Raw genomic sequence first — 21,026 nt, 5'->3', positions numbered from 1 at the left:
GTCTTTGATGTAACCGGTTTCAATTTGTGAGTAAATTCACAGTTAATTAACATTGCGATGACTATGATGTCAGCGTTTTATCAGCTGAAACTATATGTAACGCTGACTCATCAGTTTGCGCATAGGTATTAAGCAAAAAAATCATCAATAAAAGCAGTTATGGATCGTTACCGAACACGGAAGAGTTTTTTACTATAGAAAATTTTCGGCATTCAGTAACATTTTTGTAACAGTGCTGCCTGCCTGAATACCTAATGTACTACCCTGCAAAAAACCGGAGATACCATGAATAAGAAGGTTTTGACCCTGTCCGCTGTTATGTCTTGCATGTTGTTTGGCGCAGCCGCTCATGCAGCTGATACCCGTATTGGTGTGACCATTTATAAATATGACGATAACTTCATGTCAGTGGTTCGCAAAGCGATTGAGAAAGACGCAAAAGCTTCTCCAGACGTAGAACTGCTGATGAACGACTCGCAAAACGACCAGTCCAAGCAGAACGATCAGATTGACGTACTGTTGGCAAAAGGCGTGAAAGCACTGGCAATCAACCTGGTTGACCCTGCTGCTGCGGGCACCGTTATCGAAAAAGCTCGCGGCCAGAACATTCCAATCGTGTTCTACAACAAAGAACCTTCTCGTAAAGCGCTGGATAGCTACGACAAAGCTTACTACGTGGGTACTGACTCTAAAGAGTCTGGCATCATCCAGGGCGACCTGATTGCTAAACATTGGGCAGCTAACCCGGCATGGGATCTGAACAAAGATGGTCAGGTTCAATTCGTTCTGCTCAAAGGCGAACCAGGCCACCCGGATGCTGAAGCTCGTACTACCTATGTTATTAAAGAGCTGAATACCAAAGGCCTGAAAACTCAACAGCTGCAGTTAGATACTGCAATGTGGGATACCGCTCAGGCAAAAGATAAGATGGACGCATGGTTGTCTGGCCCGAACGCTAACAAAATCGAAGTGGTTATTGCCAACAACGATGCGATGGCAATGGGTGCAGTTGAAGCGCTGAAAGCGCACAACAAATCTTCTATTCCAGTCTTTGGTGTTGATGCCCTGCCAGAAGCTCTGGCACTGGTTAAATCTGGCGCAATGGCCGGTACCGTTCTGAACGATGCCAACAACCAGGCTAAAGCAACCTTCGATCTGGCTAAAAACCTGGCCGATGGTAAGCCTGCCGCTGAAGGCACTAAGTGGAAGATTGAGAACAAAATCGTTCGTATCCCATACGTCGGTGTTGATCAGAGCAATCTGGCTGAATTTACTGGTAAATAAGTATCCTTCATACTTCGAGCCGCAGATGCGTTAACTGCACTCGCTCACCCCGGTCACTTACTTAAGTAAGCTGCCGGGGACTCACGAGCTTGTCGCCTTTGTGCAACTCGAATTATTTTGGATATGGTTTTAAAAAAAGTGTCGAGCCGGATGTGATTTTCGTCCGGCTCAATCCACTCAGTGACACTATTGGAACCGTAATTATGGTCGACAATATTACAAATCAGTCGTCGGAATATTTGTTGGAAATGACCAACATTAATAAATCATTCCCCGGCGTTAAGGCACTGGATAATGTTAATTTAAAAGTTCGTCCTCATTCCATTCACGCATTAATGGGTGAGAACGGTGCAGGCAAATCAACATTATTAAAATGCCTATTTGGGATCTATGCCAAAGATTCCGGCAGTATTCTTTTTCAGGGACAAGAAGTTAACTTTTCCAGCACCAAAGAAGCGCTGGAAAATGGTATTTCTATGGTGCACCAGGAATTAAACCTGGTTTTACAACGTACCGTAATGGATAACATGTGGCTGGGGCGCTACCCAACTAAAGGTGTATTTGTCGACCAGGACAAAATGTACCGCGATACCAAACATATTTTCGATGAACTGGATATTGATATTGACCCTAAAGCACGTGTCGGCACATTGTCAGTATCACAAATGCAGATGATCGAAATTGCCAAAGCGTTTTCTTACAATGCCAAAATCGTCATTATGGATGAGCCAACATCCTCACTGACAGAAAAAGAAGTTAATCACCTTTTCAAAATCATCCGTAAATTAAAAGAACGCGGCTGCGGTATTGTTTATATCTCCCACAAAATGGAAGAAATTTTCCAGCTGTGTGATGAAATCACGATTTTACGTGACGGGCAGTGGATTGCCACCCAGCCATTAGAAGGGCTGGATATGGATAAAATTATCTCCATGATGGTGGGCCGCTCGCTAAACCAACGCTTCCCGACAAAAGAAAACGTGCCGGGTGAAGTGATTATGGAAGTCCGTAACCTGACTTCACTACGTCAGCCTTCGATTCGCGATGTTTCCTTTGATTTGCACAAAGGGGAAATTCTTGGCATTGCTGGTCTGGTCGGTGCAAAACGTACTGATATTGTTGAAACACTTTTTGGTATCCGTGAAAAATCAGACGGTACTATTACGTTGCACGGCAAAAAGATTAATAACCATAGCGCGAACGAAGCGATTAACCATGGCTTTGCCCTGGTGACAGAAGAACGTCGCTCAACCGGTATTTATGCGTACCTGGATATTGGTTTTAACTCACTGATTTCTAATATTCGCAATTATAAAAACAAAGTTGGCTTACTGGATAATTCGCGCATGAAAAGCGATACCCAATGGGTAATCGACTCAATGCGTGTCAAAACACCAGGTCATCGCACGGCGATTGGTTCGCTGTCCGGTGGTAACCAACAAAAAGTGATTATTGGCCGTTGGTTATTAACACAGCCAGAAATTTTAATGTTAGATGAACCGACTCGCGGGATTGATGTTGGGGCTAAATTTGAAATTTATCAGCTTATTGCTGAACTCGCCAAAAAAGGGAAAGGAATCATCATTATTTCGTCCGAAATGCCAGAGTTGTTAGGGATTACAGATCGTATCCTGGTGATGAGCAATGGTCTCGTTGCCGGAATTGTAGACACTAAAACAACCACGCAGAACGAAATATTACGTCTTGCGTCTGTGCACCTTTGATAATTTAGGGGCTATTAAAATGAGTGCGTTAAATAAGAAAAGTTTTCTAACTTATCTGAAAGAAGGCGGCATTTATGTCGTATTGTTGGTGCTGCTGGCGATTATTATTTTCCAGGACCCAACGTTTTTAAGCTTGATGAACTTAAGTAACATTCTGACCCAGTCTTCCGTGCGTATCATCATTGCATTGGGTGTGGCGGGGCTGATTGTGACTCAGGGTACTGACCTGTCAGCAGGTCGCCAGGTAGGTTTAGCGGCGGTTGTCGCGGCGACATTCCTGCAATCAATGGAAAACGTAAACAAAGTTTTCCCTGAAATGAGCACCATGCCAATCCCGTTGGTTATCCTGATCGTTTGTGCTATCGGCGCAATCATTGGTCTGGTTAACGGTATTATCATTGCTTACCTGAACGTGACGCCGTTTATCACCACTTTGGGTACCATGATCATCGTTTACGGTATCAACTCCCTGTACTACGACTTTGTTGGCGCATCGCCAATTGCGGGGTTCGATAGCGGGTTCTCGACCTTTACCCAGGGCTTTATCAAGATGGGTAACTTTAAGCTCTCGTACATCACGTTCTATGCGTTGATTGCGATTGGCTTTGTCTGGATTCTGTGGAACAAAACGCGCTTTGGTAAGAACATCTTCGCCATCGGTGGTAACCCTGAAGCCGCTAAAGTTTCTGGTGTTAACGTTGCACTGAACCTGATCATGATTTACGCGCTGTCTGGTGTGTTCTACGCCTTCGGCGGGATGTTAGAAGCTGGGCGTATCGGTTCTGCGACCAACAACCTTGGCTTCATGTACGAACTGGATGCGATTGCGGCGTGCGTCGTCGGCGGTGTGTCATTCAGCGGCGGCGTGGGGACGGTCGTGGGCGTGGTGACCGGTGTTATCATCTTCACCGTCATCAACTACGGTTTGACGTATATCGGCGTGAACCCTTACTGGCAGTACATCATCAAGGGTGCGATCATTATCTTCGCGGTCGCACTGGATTCATTGAAATACGCACGTAAGAAGTAATTTATTGTCAGGGTGGGCGAAGGCTCACCCTGATCATTTAATCAAAATGCACTGTCAAACTGTTCTTTTTTATCCACCGGATAAACTTTCCCATCAAAACGCAGAATAATATCTGTTTCCTCTTCGCCAACTTTTGTTTCTGCACATTTACCGGCTTTATCCCGGTTTGTTTCATTTGAGACTTTTTTATCGTGTACTCGCAGATCGGCATAGCCGTTGCTGGTAGTGTTTAACACCGAAATAGTTCGCTTGTTTTTCGTAAAATATCCCGTGCAAGCCCCATCCCACTCTCCGCTGTCAATCACCATACTGAAGTGATTAACCAGCAAAGGCAGCGTTTTGTCTTTAAGCACATACATATTCAGGCTTTCAACACCGAACTGGTTAACATTGGAAGAACCAGTATGGACAAAGCGGATGGCAAAGGCGCGTAAATCTGGGGTGAGCTGGTAACGTGCTGTATCGATGGTGACAGAGCTAGTTGCTATCGCATCATCCTGAACGGCTTGCGGGTGGGTATTGCGCGCAATTACCTTGCCGCTTTGTGTGTCCGTCACCATCACATCGACATCATAGATGGTAAAATCCGGTTCACCGTCAGGCGCAGATAACATCATCACCATAATGGTTTTGTCTGGAGCCCACGGCCACACTTTGCAGGCGCTGATACTTTCATTTAGCTGACTTGTAGGATGCAGCAACGCGGCCTGTGTTTTTAACTGCGCCATGCATTCTTCTTCTGCCTGCGCCAGTGCAGGTGCAGCCAGCAGACTGAGTGCGGGAACCAATGCCAGTAATATTTTATTAACAGCCATTCTTCCTTCCTTGAGGGCTTACTTTAGGGTTTTTTCTGTAACTCCAGCAACTGTTCTGGCGTCACAGCCGGATAAGCTTGTGCATCTTCAGGTACTTCATGCATTGCAGGAATTGGCACTAATGGGCCAAGAAAACGCGGTTCACGTTTAAAGATATACAGATCCGCGAGCGCGCCTAATCGGGCACCAAATTCACGGATACGTACAGTCATCATATTTTTTGGCGAGGGAACGGCGTAACACTGCGCCTGAATACCCATATGCAAGGCAATAAATAGCGCACGTTCGCAATGGAAACGCTGAGTGATAATGATGAAATCGTTGGTATCAAAGACTTTGCGGGTACGAACGATAGAATCCAGGGTACGAAAACCAGCGTAATCCAGCACGATGTCGGCCGGGTCAACACCACCGGCAATCAGATCTTTACGCATGGTCATGGGTTCGTTGTAGCTTTGCTGGGCATTATCGCCGCTTAACAGCAGGTAATTTACTTTACCGCTGTTATAAGCATTTAACGCGCCCTGAATACGGAATTGGTAATACTGATTAATCACGCCTGTGCGGTAATATTTGGCGGTTCCAAGCACCACGCCGACCTGGCGGTAGGGCAAGTCCTGCAATTCATCATAGACGTAAGGCGCAGTTTTCCAGCTTATCCAGCGGTCAAGACATAGCGCAGCGACCACAGCCAATCCGATTATCACCAACAGGCTATAAAACACGCGCTTCAACATGGACTTGCGGCTCTAAAAAAGGAGGGAATTTTATTCAAGGCTACTTTACCTGGTGGGTAAGAGCAAGATTCACTGCGTTGGTTGCGTTAAATTTAAACAGTACGGACGCAAGCACGCCCGTACTGTGAATATCAATTCAAAAGTGCGCGGTCAATATTCATACAGCCCAGCGCTTTTAGTGTGGCAGCGGTCGCATCCCATTGAGTTAGTGGTGCTTCGGCTTTTTCAGCAAGTATTGCCCGCTGAATATCGTTATAGTCATAACCCGAAAGACTCAGCAGATTCAGTGCGGCCTGCAGTGGTGGCAGGGAAGGATTGAATGCCGCGTTTTCTGCATAGCTCCCTTTGAAAATCGTCCTGTCACGCATTTCCAGCGCCACACCTGAAGGCGCGTTGCTGTACGGCGCATGGCTACGGTTTGCCGCGGCAATGGCGGCACGGCTTAATTCATCGCCCTGCAACTCAAAGCCATGGTCCATTTCATCAAGCAGCAAGGTTTTGATTTCTAAATCGCGTGGGCCAAAGGCATCAGGCAGATAATCGCCAAGCGTGGCGGGTTTACGGCCTGGCAAATTAATGCGTAGTGCTACACCGCTATTCAGCTCGTTCATAAACTGGCGGCAATGGCCACAAGGTGTGTAGTTAACCGTAATGGCGGAGAGTGCTTTTTCACCGCGCATCCACGCGTGAGTAATTGCGCTCTGCTCGGCATGAACGGTCTGCTGCATGGTGGAGCCGAGAAACTCCATATTGCCGCCAAAATAAAGGTTACCGCTTACACCGCGCGCCACAGCGCCGACATAAAACTGTGATAAATCAGCACGTGCACAAGAGGCTGCGAGTGGCAATAAGGCGAAGGCCAATGCATCGTCATCAAGGCCGGTCTGAGCTTTCAGTGATTCTACTTCGGAAGCAATAAACATTGCCGGGAAATGAGAGTCAGTAATCAAGGGTTGCAGTGCGGTTTGCAGTGCAGCCGGGAGTTGTGCGAGAGCAGCCTGAAAACGTGAGCGCATGGAAATTAGCCTCATAACAAGTGATTGACCCGTAGTTTACGGGTCTGTATAGGCTTTATATGTGATCTTAATCTAATTACAAATGCAACGTATGAAATAAAGAATGAAAATGCGCGATCTCTCGCAAGTTTTAACCTACAACGGCCAAAATAACCGGGAACAGGAACGGGGCAATCAGTGAGGTAATGATGCCGCAGATCACCAGCGCCAATGAGCTAAAAGCCCCTTCCTGGTAATCAAGTTCCGCGCAGCGAGCGGTGCCGAGGGCATGAGATGCCGTCCCCATCGCAAGACCTCGAGACGCCTTAGTGGTAATGTTCATTAAATTCAAAAGGGTATGACCAAATACGGCACCCAAAATACCGACAAAAATCACACAGACTGCGCTAATCGCCGGGATCCCACCGATACTGCCACCGACTGCCATTGCGATAGGGGTGGTCACTGATTTCGGCAAAATCGAAGCGGCAATTTGCGGAGTTGCCCCCATCAGTAATGCCACCGAAGTACCGGTAATCATCGCCACCATGCTGCCAATAAAACAGATAGTGATAATGGATTTCCAGCGCGCGCGAATCTGGTGAAGCTGTTCGTAAAGCGGGAAGGCGAGGGCAACAACGGCCGGTTGCAGCAAGTCATTTAATACTTTACTGCCTTCGAAATAATGTTCGTAAGGGGTACGGGTCAAGACCAGGATTGGGATTATCACAATCATGGAAATCAGCAACGGGTTCAGAACCGGCGATTTATAACGGACAGCAACCTGGCGAGCCAGGAAAAAAGTCGCCAGTGTTAAAGGTAAAGACCACCAAAGATGATGAATCATTTTGTCTCACCCTCGCGCTCGCTCACCACTTTACGCTCGCCATGCATTAACTGGGAACTCCAGCTCACCACCACTAACACCACCAGGGTACTGATAAAACATGAGACCACGACAGGGCCAAATTGTTGTTTTATTACATCGACATACTGCATCACACCTACGCCAATCGGCACAAACAGCAGCGCCATGTTACGAATCAATATTTGGCAACCGGGTTTAACCCATTTGGCAGGGACGATTTGCAGCGACAGCAATACAAACAGAATCAGCATGCCAATAATGCTGCCGGGGATGGTGATAGGAAGCAGTGACGAAATGGCAATACCTGCATATAAGCATATGTAAATTAATATAAATGCCCGCAGGTACTGCCATAGTGCGGTGAGTGAGTTACGCATAGTGATTACCTTTTAGAAAACGCATTCATCATACAATTAAACTCAAAAATGTGCTACCGGTCACATCATGAATTATTAGCATACCAAACATTCCTGTCTGGAACGTTCCAGAAAGTTTTGGGCATTATCACAACAGGTATTTTGAGGACAAAAAAAGCGGCCCGTAGGCCGCTCTTCAAAGCTGTAATCTTCGCTTAGTTCAAACGCACCGGCATACCGGAACGGCCCTGAATAGCTTGATCCAATACTGTGCTGTCAACGTCAGGCTGAGCGGTAATCGCGGTCACGTTGTTTTTCAGCGTGATAGGGACAATCTCAGTGGAGTTGAACTGCGCTTCAGTGGTCGACAGTGGGTTATGCACTTCAATGTAGCGCGTACCATCTGGCTCAACGGTGGCTTTTACCGGTTCGTTGATGAACTGAACGCGGGTACCGACCGGCACTTTCTCGAACAGGAATTTGATGTCTTCATTACGCAGACGCACACAACCGTGGCTTACGCGCAGGCCGATACCAAAGTTTGCGTTGGTACCGTGAATTGCATACAGACGACCAATGTACAGTGCATACAGACCCATCGGGTTATCCGGGCCAGCTGGAACAACCGCTGGCAGTGGCGTACCGGCAGCAATATATTCTGCGTGCATTTTCTTCGTTGGCGTCCAGGTTGGGCCCGCTTTCTTACGTTCTACTTTTGTTGTCCAGTTCAGTGGGGTGTCTTTACCCAACTGGCCGATACCGATTGGCAGCACGATAACCGTGTTGGAGCCAGCAGGGTAATAGTAGAGGCGCATTTCAGCACTGTTAATAACAATACCTTCATGGACGGTGTCCGGCAGAATCAGCTGCTGAGGAATATTCAGGATGGTACCAGGCTTTGGCAAATACGGGTCAACACCCGGGTTTGCTTCCAACATGTTGGAAAGACCCATCTGGTAACGTGCTGCGAATTCTTCCAGCGGTGCGGTGCTACCTTCAGGAATGGTGACAACCTGGTTTTGACCAATCAAACGGCTGCCATCAGTAGGCAGAGGATAGGTCACGGCAGAAGCTGTTTTGCTAAAAGACACGACAGCCACAAATGCCAGTAAAATAGTGCGTAGTTTCATATTCATGGTATGCGAATTATTTACGGCCATGCAGGCTAGTTAGTGAAGAAACGGAGCGGTTTAGCCGCGCATTATATGTGCATTCTCGCGACCAGGGAAATCAGATGTGGATTAAATCACATTTTTTTCCATATTGATTATTTTATCGCCAGTGAACAAGCAGGGCGATCTGCACATTGAGTTATGGCATAATGTGCCGGATCTCACATCTTAAAACTTCTTTTACCAGGACATCTCTGTGCTAGTTTCCAGCAACGTCACAATGCAGTTCGGCAGTAAGCCGCTGTTTGAAAATATTTCTGTCAAATTTGGCGGCGGCAACCGTTACGGCTTGATCGGCGCTAACGGTAGCGGCAAGTCTACCTTTATGAAGATCCTCGGTGGCGATTTAGAGCCAACGCTGGGTAACGTTTCACTTGATCCGAACGAACGCCTCGGTAAGTTGCGTCAGGATCAATTCGCCTTTGAAAAATTCACCGTGCTCGACACGGTAATCATGGGCCACGCTGAACTCTGGGAAGTAAAAGAAGAGCGCGACCGCATTTACGCGTTACCAGAGATGAGCGAAGAAGACGGCTACAAAGTGGCTGACCTGGAAGTGTTGTACGGCGAAATGGACGGTTACACCGCTGAAGCACGCGCGGGCGAACTGCTGTTAGGTGTCGGCATTCCTGTAGAACAACATTACGGCCCGATGAGCGAAGTTGCTCCAGGCTGGAAACTGCGTGTGTTGCTGGCGCAGGCACTGTTCTCAAACCCAGAGATTCTGCTGCTTGATGAACCGACGAACAACCTGGACATCGACACCATTCGTTGGCTGGAAACCGTGCTGAACGAACGTAACAGCACCATGATTATCATTTCGCACGACCGTCACTTCCTGAACATGGTGTGTACTCACATGGCGGATCTGGACTACGGCGAACTGCGTGTTTATCCAGGCAACTACGACGAATACATGACGGCAGCAACACAAGTGCGTGAACGCCTGCTGTCTGACAACGCGAAGAAAAAAGCGCAGATTGCAGACCTGCAATCCTTCGTTAGCCGTTTTAGTGCCAACGCCTCTAAATCTCGCCAGGCGACTTCTCGTGCGCGTCAGATTGATAAAATCAAACTCGACGAAGTTAAAGCATCCAGCCGTCAGAACCCGTTCATTCGCTTCGAGCAGGACAAGAAACTGTTCCGTAATGCGCTTGAAGTTGAAGCTATGTCTAAAGGCTTTGATAACGGCCCACTGTTCAAAGGCGTTAACATGCTGCTGGAAGTGGGTGAAAAACTGGCGATTCTGGGTACTAACGGCGTGGGTAAAACCACTCTGCTTAAAACCCTGGTTGCTGAACTGACTCCAGACGCAGGTACTGTGAAGTGGTCTGAGAATGTGCAAATCGGCTATTACGCGCAGGATCATGAATACGAATTCGAAAATGACCTGACTGTGTTCGACTGGATGAGCCAGTGGATGCAGGAAGGCGACGACGAGCAAGCGGTGCGCAGCATTCTTGGCCGTCTGCTGTTCAGCCAGGATGACATCAAAAAGCCTGCTAAAGTGCTTTCCGGTGGTGAAAAAGGCCGCATGTTGTTTGGTAAGTTAATGATGGAACGCCCGAACGTTCTGGTGATGGATGAACCTACCAACCACCTGGATATGGAATCTATCGAGTCGCTGAACATGGCGCTGGAAATGTACCCAGGCACGCTGATCTTCGTTTCTCACGACCGTGAGTTTGTTAGCTCGCTGGCAACGCGTGTGATTGAGATTACCCCAGAGCGTGTGATTGACTTTACCGGCGGGTACGAAGATTACCTGCGCAGTAAAGGTATTGACGGTTAATTTAGTTTTGTAGGGTGGATAAGCGCTAGCGTCATCCTCCATTTGTACCTGATTGTCGGATGACGCTGCGCTTATCCGACCTACGAAATAGCTTCGTCAGCATTTTTAAACCGCCTTTCGGCGGTTTTTTTATATCTTAAATCTTCAATAAATCCTGCTCAATGCCATCAACAACCAAACGGCGTTTTTCCCCAGCAGGAAGCGTCAACTTCATCTCGCTCCATGCCGGTTGATAATCCCCTTTACGGCTAAACGACACATGAATCTCATCTGCCGTACAGCGAATTTCCCAGCTCAGCCACAACGCATTACCTTGCTGATAACCCCATGACTCGCCGTCGTCTTCAAACAGGCTGCCGTGTGAAACGCCAGTCCCTTGCAACGGATACACTTTCAACTCGCGCACATTATCAGCGCTCGCTAACACATGCGTAATGCGTGCAGAGTGCGGCAGGGCAGCACCGGCGCGCACCAGCAGCGGCAGGCGTTCGAGCGGAGCATCAACCACAATTGTCTGGCCGCCGCTATACCACTGGCCGGTGTAGTAATCGTACCAACCCGCGCCGTTTTCTGGCAGCCAGATTTCGCGCTCGCGTTGGCCTTCTTCCACCACACTTGCGACCAGCAAATCACGGCCCAGCATAAAGTCATCACACTCTTCGAAGGTTTTCGCGTCGTGCTCATGATCAAGGAAGGTGGAGCGCAGCATCGGTTCGTCGTCAGCATGGGCTTGCCACAGCAGCGTGTAGAAATACGGTAGCAGGCGATAGCGTGTTTCAATCGCGCTACGGATTGCCGGAGTCACACTTGCGTACATCCACGGCTCGTTGACAGTCTGGTCATCATTCCATGAGTGAATGGTGAAGCGCGGGTGCATCACGCCATTTTGTACCCAACGGACAAACAGCTCGGCATCTGGTTTGTCGCCAGAGAAACCGCCGACGTCATGCCCGACGTTATACAAACCTGACAGGCTCATGCCCACGCCCATACGAGTGTTGTAGCGCAGCGTATTCCAGTTGGTGCGGTTATCGCCGCTCCAGGTTTGCACGTAACGCTGCATCCCGGCGCAACCTGAACGCGAAATCAAATACGGGCGTTTTTCCGGTGCAAAGGCTTGTTGTGCTTCGAGTGAGGCACGCATCATCAACAGCGGCATGACTGGGCGAATATTTTTGATGGCGATTTCCTGGCCAAAGCCGTAGCAACGTGCTTCGCCATCCCACACTTCGTATTCGTTGTTATCGTTCCAGGTGGAGTCGATACCCATTTCCAGCAGTTGCGTAGTGACGCCGTTTTGCCACCATTTGACCGTTGCCGGGTTGGTGAAATCGAGGTGTGAACCTTCATCGTCCCAGAAGATCGAGCGTTCCGGGCTATCTTGCTCGGAATCTTTAATAAACAGACCTTGCTCAACCACTTCCTGATAACGAGGATGATCCTGCAACAGGCACGGCTTAATGTTCGCCGCCAGTTTGATGCCCGCATCGTGGAATGCCTGGCTCATCACTTTTGGTTGCGGCACTTTGTCGTAGTTCCAGTTGAACACATAACGCTTGTTTTTGATGGAAGTGTAGCCCGATGACAACTGGAACGAATCGCATGGGATCGCGTGTTCGTCGCACAGTTTTATAAAGCTCATCAGCTGGTTTTGCGCATCCGGTGCGTCGGTGTAATGCATGGTTGAACCGCTGTAGCCGAGGCTCCATTTCGGGCCAAACAGCGTTTTACCGGTCAGGCGCACAAACGCTTTGGTGACGTCTAAAACCTGCGGGCCGAGGAACAGGTAATAATCGACATCGCCTGATTCTGCCTGCCAGCGGCGGTAGGGCAGGTGGTAGTTGTCGATTTCGTTACCCAAATCCAGCCAGCAGCAGCTCAGGTTGTCGTAAAACATCCCGAAGCTCACGTCCGGGCGGCGCGTGATGGTAAACGGAATATGCTTGTACAGCGGGTCAGTGGATTCCGCGTTGTAACCCATCGCATCCAGGTTACGCATTTCGTAGCGTTTACCGGTACGCTGCAACGGGCCAGCTTTTTCGCCCAGGCCGTAATAACGTTCTTCTTTGAAGCGGCGCTGATAATGCGCCACGCCATCGCCATGGGCGTTCAGCAGATAAGCGCTGGTTGGGCGGTCGCTTGCCAGCAATTGCCACTGGGAATCCTGATTCAGATATTCCCACTCCAGCCACAGCGGCTGGTGAACAGTGACGCGCAGTTTATCGGTGCTGATGCGCAGAGTGTCATCTAATTCTTCTACCGTGAAACCAGGCAGAGCGAAACCTTGCAGGCTTTCACGGTCGCGGCCTTCCCACGGCACATCACTTTCTGGCGCAATGCTCCAGGTGCGGTTCAGTGCCAGTTTGTTTTCGCGCTTAATCAGCACGCGGAACATGCCTTGCTCCAACACGAACAAATTCAGGCGATGTTTCCCATCCACGCTTAACTCAACGTGGTTGGCATCAGATTTTAATAGTGTCCAGGTTTTCAACGTTTTCATCGTTCACAATCCATCTATCAGGCGCGCTTAGTGCGGCGTTCAGCAATAAAAGAAACCAGGAATACAGCGCCAATCAGGTCAAAGAAGCCCATGGCGATAAACAGCGGGTTGTAGCCAATTTTGTCGGCGGTGACGCCAATCAACAGTGAGAATAAGAAGCTGGCGATCCAGGCCGCAGAACCGCGCATGCCGTTAACCGTCGCCATCTGGCCTTTATCAAAGGAGTCCACAACCAGCGCACTCAACATGCAGGAAATAATCTGGTGCCCGAAGCCACCAATCGAAATCAATGCAATGGTGACGTACGGATCTTTAGTGATGGCAACCAGTGCCAGCGAGATCATCAGGAAAGCCCCGGTCACCGAACTGGCGACGATGGAGTTGGTTCGTGAGTAACCAAACCAGCGGGTATAAAGCTTGGTCAGATAGCCACTTGCCACGCTGCCGAGGTCGGCGGCGAGGAACGGCAGCCAGGCGAACATGGCAATTTGTTTGAGATCCATTCCACGTTCATTTGCCAGATACAGCGGAACCCAGAAGCTCAACACCGCCCATGCCGGTTCGGCCATAAAAGCAGGGATAGCAATACCGTAGAAACGCTTGTTTTTGCCGACGGTTTTCAGTGCAGTCAGGAAAGGCAGTTTCACCGCAGCAGGTTCGTTATCTTGTTTGATGAACTCCAGTTCTTCTTTGCTGAGGTTCGGGTGCTGTTCCGGGTTGTGATAGAACATCCACCACAAAATAACCCACAACATGGCTAACACGCCGGTGAACATAAACGCGCCCTGCCAGCCGAAAGAGGCATGCGCAAAATAGACAATTGGCGGTGCCAGCATGGCACCAATCGAGAAACCAACGCCTGCCCAACCCGCAGCAATAGGGCGCTCTTTTTTCGGGAACCATTCGCCAATCGTTTTGGCGTTAGCCGGGGTTGCCGCAGCTTCAGCACCTCCCATAAAGAAGCGCAAAATAGCCAGATGCAGCCAGCTTCCGGCACCTGCGTGCATGATGCACACTATCGCCCAAAGACCTGCGCAAATTAAGAAGCCCAGCTTGAGGCCGATTACGTCAATCAGCCAGCCACAAATCGGTTGGAAGAGGGTATAAGCAAGCTGGAATGAAGCGACAATCCAGGAATATTGTTCAGTGGTAATACCAAGACTGGTTTTCAGCTCTGGAGCCAAAATACCCAGTGAGTTCCGGGTAATGTAGTTAACGGTAACGCCTAACAAGAACAGCACCAGAACCCACCAACGCAGGTTGCGGATGGTGCGCCTGCCCTTTACGGCAGTGACACCCGGATTAATGCCATGACTCATGTCGTTCTCCACGAAGCAGCTGTATCTATCGGAAAAATTTATCCATTCATTGATTGAATAAATTTGTATCTCATTGATTAATAATTATTTTAATGAATGCTTGCCAAGAAATAGCAGGTTCAATCTCGGCAATGGAGAAAGCGTAGAGCAGCAAGAACATTCGCAATAGCGACTTCGGTGCAAAAATTTTCATTTGAAAGCCAATTACGTGCGTTCGATAACGAAAAAACCAGTAATAAAGCCCTACAATTTGTCGTGAAAATTTTTTCATTGCCAAAATGGGCATAGATCACATAATGAGTAAAAAGCTAAAAATCACTGAAATTGCAGCAGAAACAGGGCTCTCCATCAGTACGGTTTCCCGCGTGCTGGCCGGGAAATCGAATACCAGCGAACTGGCCCGGCAACAGGTGCTCAACTGCGCCGAGCGAAAAGGCGTGCTTGAGGGCATGGCGGCGGGGCGTATGTTACTTAACAGCCTGGTCGTTTTTGCGCCGCAGCGTGCATTTGATGAGCGATCTGACGTTTTTTATTATCGCGTCACCCAGGGGCTGAGCAAGGCGCTGATACCCCATGAAGTGCGGCTGCGTTACTGCGCGCTGGAAGAAAACGACAGCGACGCCAACATGTTCCTGAGCAAAATGAATGAGCCAGAAACGGAAGCGGCGATCTTACTGGGCATTGACGATCCGCACATTCACGATCTGGCAGTCGATCTCGGTAAGCCTTGCGTGTTGATCAACTGCCGTGACCGCAAAATGCGTTTGCCGGGAGTGGCACCGGATCACCAGTTAATTGGCGACTTTGCCGCGAGTTATCTGTTTGAACAGGGCCATAAAGAGATCGTCACTTTGCTGTGCTTACGGCGCTATACCATGGAGTTGCGTCTTGCCGGTATTCGCGACGCCTGGGAGGCCAGCAACCTGCAATTTGATGACGCACGCCACCTGATTACCGCGCAAAGTTTCAGCTCCAAAGAGAGTGAAAAGTTAATCAGCGAATTTCTGGAAAACACGCCGCGCCAGCAGTTACCCACGGCTTTTTTGGTGGGTGGTGATTTTATGGCGGCAGGAGTGGTCAGTGCGCTGCAAAACGCGGGTTTGCGCGTACCGCATGATATTTCAGTGATGAGCATCGATGGTTTTAACCTGGCAGCTATCCACGATGTACCGTTAACTTCGGTGCATGTCCCGCGTGACCAGTTGGGTGAGGAAGCGGTGCATATTCTCCAGCAACGTTTAATACGCCCGGATGCGCCAGTGGGGAATTTACTGCTTAACGGCATGCTGGTGGTGCGTGAATCGGTGCGCCGCATTCGCCCACACAAGAGTCACACGGCGGTCAGTAGCGTAGGGCTTTATGACGAGTGAGTGCCGCACACCTCGCATTGCGGATTGCGCGGCAGTTTCATCTCGCGGAACTGGCAAGTCATCGCATCGTACATCACGATTTTCCCGCTGGCCGGCGTGCCGTAATGCGCCAGCAGTTTGATGGCTTCCATCGCTTGTAAAGAACCAATAACGCCGACTAACGGTGCCATCACACCCGCTTCAACACAGGTGAGCGCGTTGTCGCCAAACAGGCGGCTCAGGCAGCGGTAACACGGTTCGCCATCCTGATAAGTGAAAACGCTGATTTGCCCTTCCATACGAATGGCCGCAGCGGAAACCAGCGGTTTTTTCAGCGTAAAACAACACTGATTGAGCTGATTGCGAATCGCCACGTTATCAGTGCAATCCAGTACCAGATCGTGCTTCGCTACTAACTCCAGCAGCTGCGCTTCATCAAGCAGCGCATTAACCGTTTCAATCTGAATATGCGGGTTGATTGCGGCCAGCGCATTGCGTGCAGAGTCGACTTTTAGCTGCCCAATTGTGGCATCGCGGTGCAGGGTCTGGCGCTGCAAATTAGACAGCGCCACAGTATCAAAATCTAACAATGTCAGGTGGCCGACACCTGCCGACGCCAGATACGGCGCGCTGGCGCAACCGAGACCGCCGAGCCCAACAATCAAAACACGCGCGGCTTTCAACGCTTCCTGGCCGTCAAAATCAAAACCACGCAAAATAATTTGCCGGTTGTAGCGCATCATTTCTTGATCGCTCAGTTCAGCGCTCATGGTTAGCCCCCAAACAGATGATTAAATGGCTCAACGTCAACCCAGTCACCCGCCTCAACGTTACCGCGCTCAAGCTCCAGTACGATAAAACAGTTGGCCTGGCTAAATGAGCTGAAAATATGTGAACCCTGATGGCCAGTGCTCAATACTTCTAATTGCCCATCTTCACCGGTACGCATAATGCCACGCTGGAAATCGAGGCGGCCGGGGGATTTTTTCAGGCGGCCGACGGTACGAACACGCTGGCGTGATGGTAGGGCATGACCTTGCTGGCCGCTTACTTTGGCTAACAGCGGCTGAACCAATTGGTAGAAGGTTAGTGCCGCGGAAACTGGATTACCCGGCAGGCCGCAGAACCAGCTGTTTTTCAGGCGACCAAAGGCAAACGGTTTACCTGGTTTAATTGCCAGTTTCCAGAAACCAACTTCACCGAGTTCTTCAAGCAACTGTTTAGTGTAATCCGCTTCACCGACCGACACGCCGCCGCTGCTGATCACCACATCGGCCTGGCTGTCAGCTTCAATAAATGCCGCTCGCAGAGTTTCAGGATCATCACGGATAATCCCTAAATCAATGACCTCGCAACCTAATTGCTCAAGCATGATATGCACCGCCAGGCGGTTGGTGTCGTAAATTTGCCCTTCGCCAAGCGGAGTGCCTGGCAGTTGCAGTTCATCACCGGTTGAGAACACGGCGACGCGAATCGCGCGTAGCACCGCGACTTCGGCGATACCCAGTGAGGCAATTAGAGGTAATTCCGCGGCAGTCAGTTTTTTACCCGCAGGTAGCACGCTCGCGCCCTGGCGAATATCTTCGCCACGCAGGCGAACGTTTTGCCCGTTTTTCACGGCTTCGTTAAAACGCACGCCGCTTTCGGTGACGGTGGTTTCTTCCTGCATCACCACCGCGTCGGTACCTGCTGGCACCGGTGCACCGGTCATAATGCGAATGCAGGTTGCCTCCGGCCATTCACCGCTAAAAGGTTGACCAGCGAAAGCTTTTCCCGCCACCGGCAATGCCGTACCTAACGCCAAATCTTTCAGGCGTACCGCGTAGCCATCCATTGCAGAGTTATCAAACCCCGGGACATCAATTGGTGAAGTGACAGGGTGCGAGGTAATGCGCCCGGCAGCCTTCAGCAAAGGGATGGACTCAGATTCGGTGACAGGAACAATACGCGACAACATCTGTTCCATTGCGGTTTCGAGGGGGATAAGACCGGCGGTAAATTCCATGAAAGCTCCTGCAACGCGGGAAAAATATGGCGAACATTATGTCAGAGAAATGCCTGGTGCTGAATGTTCCATTGGGAGTAATCGAATTCGGCATTTTCCTTTACATCACATTTACATCTTTCTATATTCAAAAATCGTCTCATAGCGATTCAATTTATCTGATATTTATAGCTTTCCCTGGTCGGATAAGCGCAGCGTCATCTGACCACACAACGGACTCCGACAATATAACGAACTCTGACAAGGCAATGTCGAAATGAGCAAAGCAGTAATCGCGATTCACGGTGGCGCGGGAGCCATTACTCGTGCACAACTCAGCCCTGAAAAAGAGCTGCTATATATTAAAGCTTTATCGGAAATCGTTGAGGTGGGCCAGTCCGTGCTGGGTGCGGGCGGCAGCGCGTTAGACGCCGTCACCGAAGCGGTGCGCTTGCTCGAAGAATGCCCGTTGTTTAACGCCGGTATCGGCGCCGTCTTTACCCACGACGGCACCCATGAACTGGACGCCTGCATCATGGATGGCAACACCCTCGAAGCGGGTGCCGTGGCGGGTGTCAGCCATATTCGCAACCCCGTTCTGGCAGCGCGCCAGGTGCTGGAACACAGCCCACATGTGCTGTTGATTGGGCGCGGTGCAGAAAACTTTGCACAGCAACAAGGCCTTGAGCCTGTTTCGCCGGACATCTTTTTCACTCAGGAACGCTGGGATCAACTACAACGTGCCCGAACCAGCCAGCAAACCGTGCTTGATCACGATGGTGACGAGCCGATCAATTCAGATACCAAATTTGGCACGGTCGGAGCCGTGGCACTCGATCAATATGGCAATTTGGCCGCCGCAACCTCTACGGGCGGGATGACCAACAAAATGCCAGGCCGCGTAGGCGATTCACCGATTATCGGTGCGGGTTGCTATGCCAATAACGCCAATGTGGCCGTCTCTTGTACCGGAACTGGCGAAGTATTTATGAAAACGCTTGCGGCCTACGATATTGCAGCGTTGATGGAATATGGCGGGCTGAGTCTGCAACAAGCGACAGAACGCGTAGTGATGGAAAAACTTCCGGCGCTGCAAGGCAGTGGCGGGGTGATTGCTATCGATAACGAAGGCAATGTGGCGTTGCCATTTAATAGTGAAGGGATGTACCGCGGCTACGGTTATGTCGGGGACGCCCCAAACGTCGGAATTTATCACAGCCAGGAGCATTGATGCCCCATAGTCACGAACTGCCCGACGACGAAGTGCTGTCTGTTAGCCGACTGAACGTTCGTTTTCGCCAGGAAAATGCCGACACCCAGGCGGTGTCCGATTTGTCGTTTGTGCTAAAGCGCGGCGAAACACTGGCGATTGTCGGGGAGTCCGGCTCTGGGAAATCAGTCACAGCGCTAGCCTTAATGCGCCTGCTGGAAAAGACCGCGAGCATTGTTGAAAGCGAAAAAATTTTGCTGCGTCGCCGCAACGGTGAGGTGATTGAACCGGCGACGCTGAGTACATCGCAAATGCGCCATGTGCGCGGCGCGGATATCGCCATGATATTCCAGGAGCCGATGACGTCGCTCAACCCGGTATTTCCGGTGGGTGAACAAATTGCCGAATCTATCCGCCTGCATCAGGGGCTGGATAAACAGGCGGCGATGGAAGAGGCCAGGCGCATGCTCGAACGGGTACGCATTCCGGAAGCAAAAGCTATTTTGGGGCGTTATCCGCATCAGCTTTCTGGTGGCATGCGCCAACGCGTGATGATAGCGATGGCACTCTCTTGTCGTCCGGCGGTGCTGATTGCCGATGAACCGACCACCGCGCTGGACGTGACGATTCAGGCGCAAATCCTCCAGCTTATCCGCGTGCTGCAAGATGAAATGCATATGGGCGTGATATTTATCACCCACGATATGGGCGTGGTGGCCGATATGGCCGACCGCGTGCTGGTAATGTATCGAGGCGTGGCCGTCGAAACAGGCAGCGTGGAACAGATCTTTAACGCGCCTGTTCATCCTTACACCAAAACGCTATTGGCTGCGGTGCCGCGTCTTGGGGCGATGAATGGCCGTGATTTACCGCGCAAATTCCCGCTGGTGAATCCAGAACATCCTGACCGTACAGAACCTGAAACCGAACAAGACACTATTACGCCTGGCGCGGTGCCGGTGCTGCAAGTGCGCGACCTGGTGACGCGTTTTGATATTCGCAGTGGCATTTTCAACCGCGTCACCAGTCGCGTATACGCAGTAGAAAAAGTGAGTTTTGACTTATGGCCTGGCGAAACGCTGGGGCTGGTGGGAGAGTCAGGCAGTGGCAAATCCACCACCGGACGGGCGCTGTTGCGGCTGGTAGAAACTCAGGGTGGCAGCATTCATTTCAACGGCCAACGTATCGACACGCTCTCCAATGCCGACATGCAGCATGTGCGCAAAGACATCCAGTTTATTTTCCAGGATCCTTATGCCTCGCTCGACCCGCGTCTGACGGTGGGTTATTCGATTATGGAACCGTTGCTGGTTCATAACGTGATGTCCACAGCGCAGGCGCAACAACGCGTGGCGTGGTTACTCGAACGCGTGGGATTGCAGCCCGAACATGCGTGGCGTTATCCCCATGAGTTTTCCGGCGGCCAGCGACAGCGTATCTGCATTGCGCGCGCACTGGCACTCAATCCGAAAGTGGTGATTGCCGATGAGTCTGTCTCGGCACTGGATGTCTCTATTCGTGCGCAAATCATCAACTTGCTACTCGATTTACAGCGTGAGTTTGGCATCGCCTTTTTGTTTATTTCCCATGACATGGCGGTAGTTGAGCGCATTTGTCATCGCGTGGCGGTGATGTATCTCGGGCAAATTGTCGAAATCGGCCCGCGTCGCGCGGTGTTTGAAAACCCGCAGCACCCGTATACCCGCAAACTCATGGCTGCTGTACCGGTTGCCGACCCCGCGCACCGTCGGCCTAAACCTGTTTTGCTTTCCGATGACATCCCCAGTAGCACGCACAAACTGGGGTTTGAACCGCATGTTGCAACGCTTGTGAATGTTGGACCAGGGCACTTTGTTGCCCGGTCACAGTGATATTTTTGGCAGGGATAATC

The 21,026-nt window shown here is 50.3% G+C and carries 17 protein-coding genes; 7 read left to right on the top strand and 10 right to left on the bottom strand.

The window, feature by feature from the left end:
• Positions 1-285 precede the first annotated feature (285 nt).
• From mglB to mglC, 3 genes are all read left to right on the top strand, one after another.
• On the top strand, positions 286-1,284 hold the full coding sequence (gene mglB, locus EC843_RS06355) for a galactose/glucose ABC transporter substrate-binding protein MglB (RefSeq protein ID WP_064545006.1): 999 nt from the start codon (positions 286-288) through the stop codon (positions 1,282-1,284).
• Positions 1,285-1,487: 203 nt separating this feature from the next.
• Complete coding sequence (gene mglA / locus EC843_RS06350; RefSeq protein WP_064545008.1) at positions 1,488-3,008, top strand: galactose/methyl galactoside ABC transporter ATP-binding protein MglA; 1,521 nt, start codon at positions 1,488-1,490, stop codon at positions 3,006-3,008.
• Positions 3,009-3,027: 19 nt separating this feature from the next.
• Positions 3,028-4,038 carry a galactose/methyl galactoside ABC transporter permease MglC gene (mglC, locus tag EC843_RS06345; RefSeq protein ID WP_064545011.1) on the top strand — a complete coding sequence of 337 codons (1,011 nt, stop codon included), beginning with the start codon at positions 3,028-3,030 and terminating at the stop codon, positions 4,036-4,038.
• Positions 4,039-4,079: 41 nt separating this feature from the next.
• Here the strand turns inward: mglC and EC843_RS06340 are convergent, their stop codons facing one another.
• From EC843_RS06340 to ldtB, 6 genes are all read right to left on the bottom strand, one after another.
• Positions 4,080-4,853: a hypothetical protein gene (locus EC843_RS06340; RefSeq protein WP_133521931.1), complete on the bottom strand. Its 774-nt coding sequence runs from the start codon at positions 4,851-4,853 to the stop codon at positions 4,080-4,082.
• Positions 4,854-4,876: 23 nt separating this feature from the next.
• On the bottom strand, positions 4,877-5,590 hold the full coding sequence (sanA, locus tag EC843_RS06335; RefSeq protein ID WP_133521930.1) for an outer membrane permeability protein SanA: 714 nt from the start codon (positions 5,588-5,590) through the stop codon (positions 4,877-4,879).
• A 131-nt stretch (positions 5,591-5,721) separates the two neighbouring features.
• Positions 5,722-6,606 carry a cytidine deaminase gene (cdd, locus tag EC843_RS06330; protein ID WP_133521929.1) on the bottom strand — a complete coding sequence of 295 codons (885 nt, stop codon included), beginning with the start codon at positions 6,604-6,606 and terminating at the stop codon, positions 5,722-5,724.
• A gap of 130 nt (positions 6,607-6,736) precedes the next feature.
• Entirely contained in the window at positions 6,737-7,432 is a 696-nt protein-coding gene (locus tag EC843_RS06325) for a CidB/LrgB family autolysis modulator (RefSeq protein ID WP_064545019.1), read from the bottom strand.
• Positions 7,429-7,830: a CidA/LrgA family protein gene (locus EC843_RS06320; RefSeq protein WP_133521928.1), complete on the bottom strand. Its 402-nt coding sequence runs from the start codon at positions 7,828-7,830 to the stop codon at positions 7,429-7,431. Before EC843_RS06320 ends, EC843_RS06325 begins: the two co-directional genes overlap by 4 nt.
• A gap of 194 nt (positions 7,831-8,024) precedes the next feature.
• Positions 8,025-8,945, bottom strand: a complete 921-nt coding sequence (ldtB, locus tag EC843_RS06315; protein WP_064545113.1) for a L,D-transpeptidase — start codon at positions 8,943-8,945, stop codon at positions 8,025-8,027.
• 232 nt (positions 8,946-9,177) lie between these two features.
• Between ldtB and EC843_RS06310 the strand changes: the two genes are divergently transcribed.
• A complete protein-coding gene (locus EC843_RS06310; RefSeq protein ID WP_064545022.1) occupies positions 9,178-10,773 on the top strand; it encodes an ABC-F family ATPase in 1,596 nt (531 codons plus the stop codon).
• Positions 10,774-10,909: 136 nt separating this feature from the next.
• On the opposite strand, the gene EC843_RS06305 is transcribed toward EC843_RS06310, so the two are convergent.
• On the bottom strand, positions 10,910-13,273 hold the full coding sequence (locus EC843_RS06305; protein ID WP_133521927.1) for a glycoside hydrolase family 31 protein: 2,364 nt from the start codon (positions 13,271-13,273) through the stop codon (positions 10,910-10,912).
• Between the two features lie 17 nt (positions 13,274-13,290).
• Positions 13,291-14,592, bottom strand: a complete 1,302-nt coding sequence (locus EC843_RS06300; protein WP_133521926.1) for an MFS transporter — start codon at positions 14,590-14,592, stop codon at positions 13,291-13,293.
• 296 nt (positions 14,593-14,888) lie between these two features.
• On the opposite strand from EC843_RS06300, the gene EC843_RS06295 reads away from it, so the two are divergent.
• Complete coding sequence (locus EC843_RS06295; RefSeq protein ID WP_133521925.1) at positions 14,889-15,962, top strand: LacI family DNA-binding transcriptional regulator; 1,074 nt, start codon at positions 14,889-14,891, stop codon at positions 15,960-15,962.
• Here EC843_RS06295 and moeB read toward each other — a convergent pair.
• Positions 15,950-16,711, bottom strand: a complete 762-nt coding sequence (gene moeB, locus EC843_RS06290) for a molybdopterin-synthase adenylyltransferase MoeB (RefSeq protein ID WP_133521924.1) — start codon at positions 16,709-16,711, stop codon at positions 15,950-15,952. The two genes, EC843_RS06295 and moeB, sit on opposite strands and share 13 nt — an antisense overlap.
• 2 nt (positions 16,712-16,713) lie before the next feature.
• Complete coding sequence (gene moeA, locus EC843_RS06285) at positions 16,714-17,946, bottom strand: molybdopterin molybdotransferase MoeA (RefSeq protein WP_133521923.1); 1,233 nt, start codon at positions 17,944-17,946, stop codon at positions 16,714-16,716.
• Positions 17,947-18,202: 256 nt separating this feature from the next.
• On the opposite strand from moeA, the gene iaaA reads away from it, so the two are divergent.
• Together iaaA and gsiA are read left to right on the top strand one after the other, a co-directional pair.
• Positions 18,203-19,156 carry a beta-aspartyl-peptidase gene (gene iaaA, locus EC843_RS06280; protein ID WP_133521922.1) on the top strand — a complete coding sequence of 318 codons (954 nt, stop codon included), beginning with the start codon at positions 18,203-18,205 and terminating at the stop codon, positions 19,154-19,156.
• The gene (gsiA, locus tag EC843_RS06275; RefSeq protein WP_133521921.1) at positions 19,156-21,006 is read left to right on the top strand and encodes a glutathione ABC transporter ATP-binding protein GsiA; all 1,851 of its coding nucleotides are present in this window, start codon (positions 19,156-19,158) and stop codon (positions 21,004-21,006) included. Before iaaA ends, gsiA begins: the two co-directional genes overlap by 1 nt.
• The last annotated feature ends 20 nt before the right edge of the window (positions 21,007-21,026 follow it).

Source organism: Buttiauxella sp. JUb87, from assembly GCF_004361975.1.
Taxonomy (GTDB): Bacteria; Pseudomonadota; Gammaproteobacteria; order Enterobacterales; family Enterobacteriaceae; genus Buttiauxella; species Buttiauxella ferragutiae.
This window is presented reverse-complemented; position numbering and strand designations above follow the sequence as displayed.

What these genes read in the sequence shown, in the direction of transcription:
- EC843_RS06325 (WP_064545019.1), bottom strand. Translation starts at nt 7,432, where the DNA reads ATGATTCATCATCTTTGGTGGTCTTTACCTTTAACACTGGCGACTTTT.
- mglA (WP_064545008.1), top strand. Translation starts at nt 1,488, where the DNA reads ATGGTCGACAATATTACAAATCAGTCGTCGGAATATTTGTTGGAAATG.
- moeB (WP_133521924.1), bottom strand. Translation starts at nt 16,711, where the DNA reads ATGAGCGCTGAACTGAGCGATCAAGAAATGATGCGCTACAACCGGCAA.
- ldtB (WP_064545113.1), bottom strand. Translation starts at nt 8,945, where the DNA reads ATGAATATGAAACTACGCACTATTTTACTGGCATTTGTGGCTGTCGTG.
- EC843_RS06300 (WP_133521926.1), bottom strand. Translation starts at nt 14,592, where the DNA reads ATGAGTCATGGCATTAATCCGGGTGTCACTGCCGTAAAGGGCAGGCGC.
- EC843_RS06320 (WP_133521928.1), bottom strand. Translation starts at nt 7,830, where the DNA reads ATGCGTAACTCACTCACCGCACTATGGCAGTACCTGCGGGCATTTATA.
- mglC (WP_064545011.1), top strand. Translation starts at nt 3,028, where the DNA reads ATGAGTGCGTTAAATAAGAAAAGTTTTCTAACTTATCTGAAAGAAGGC.
- gsiA (WP_133521921.1), top strand. Translation starts at nt 19,156, where the DNA reads ATGCCCCATAGTCACGAACTGCCCGACGACGAAGTGCTGTCTGTTAGC.
- iaaA (WP_133521922.1), top strand. Translation starts at nt 18,203, where the DNA reads ATGAGCAAAGCAGTAATCGCGATTCACGGTGGCGCGGGAGCCATTACT.
- EC843_RS06305 (WP_133521927.1), bottom strand. Translation starts at nt 13,273, where the DNA reads ATGAAAACGTTGAAAACCTGGACACTATTAAAATCTGATGCCAACCAC.
- EC843_RS06340 (WP_133521931.1), bottom strand. Translation starts at nt 4,853, where the DNA reads ATGGCTGTTAATAAAATATTACTGGCATTGGTTCCCGCACTCAGTCTG.
- EC843_RS06295 (WP_133521925.1), top strand. Translation starts at nt 14,889, where the DNA reads ATGAGTAAAAAGCTAAAAATCACTGAAATTGCAGCAGAAACAGGGCTC.
- sanA (WP_133521930.1), bottom strand. Translation starts at nt 5,590, where the DNA reads ATGTTGAAGCGCGTGTTTTATAGCCTGTTGGTGATAATCGGATTGGCT.
- moeA (WP_133521923.1), bottom strand. Translation starts at nt 17,946, where the DNA reads ATGGAATTTACCGCCGGTCTTATCCCCCTCGAAACCGCAATGGAACAG.
- cdd (WP_133521929.1), bottom strand. Translation starts at nt 6,606, where the DNA reads ATGCGCTCACGTTTTCAGGCTGCTCTCGCACAACTCCCGGCTGCACTG.
- mglB (WP_064545006.1), top strand. Translation starts at nt 286, where the DNA reads ATGAATAAGAAGGTTTTGACCCTGTCCGCTGTTATGTCTTGCATGTTG.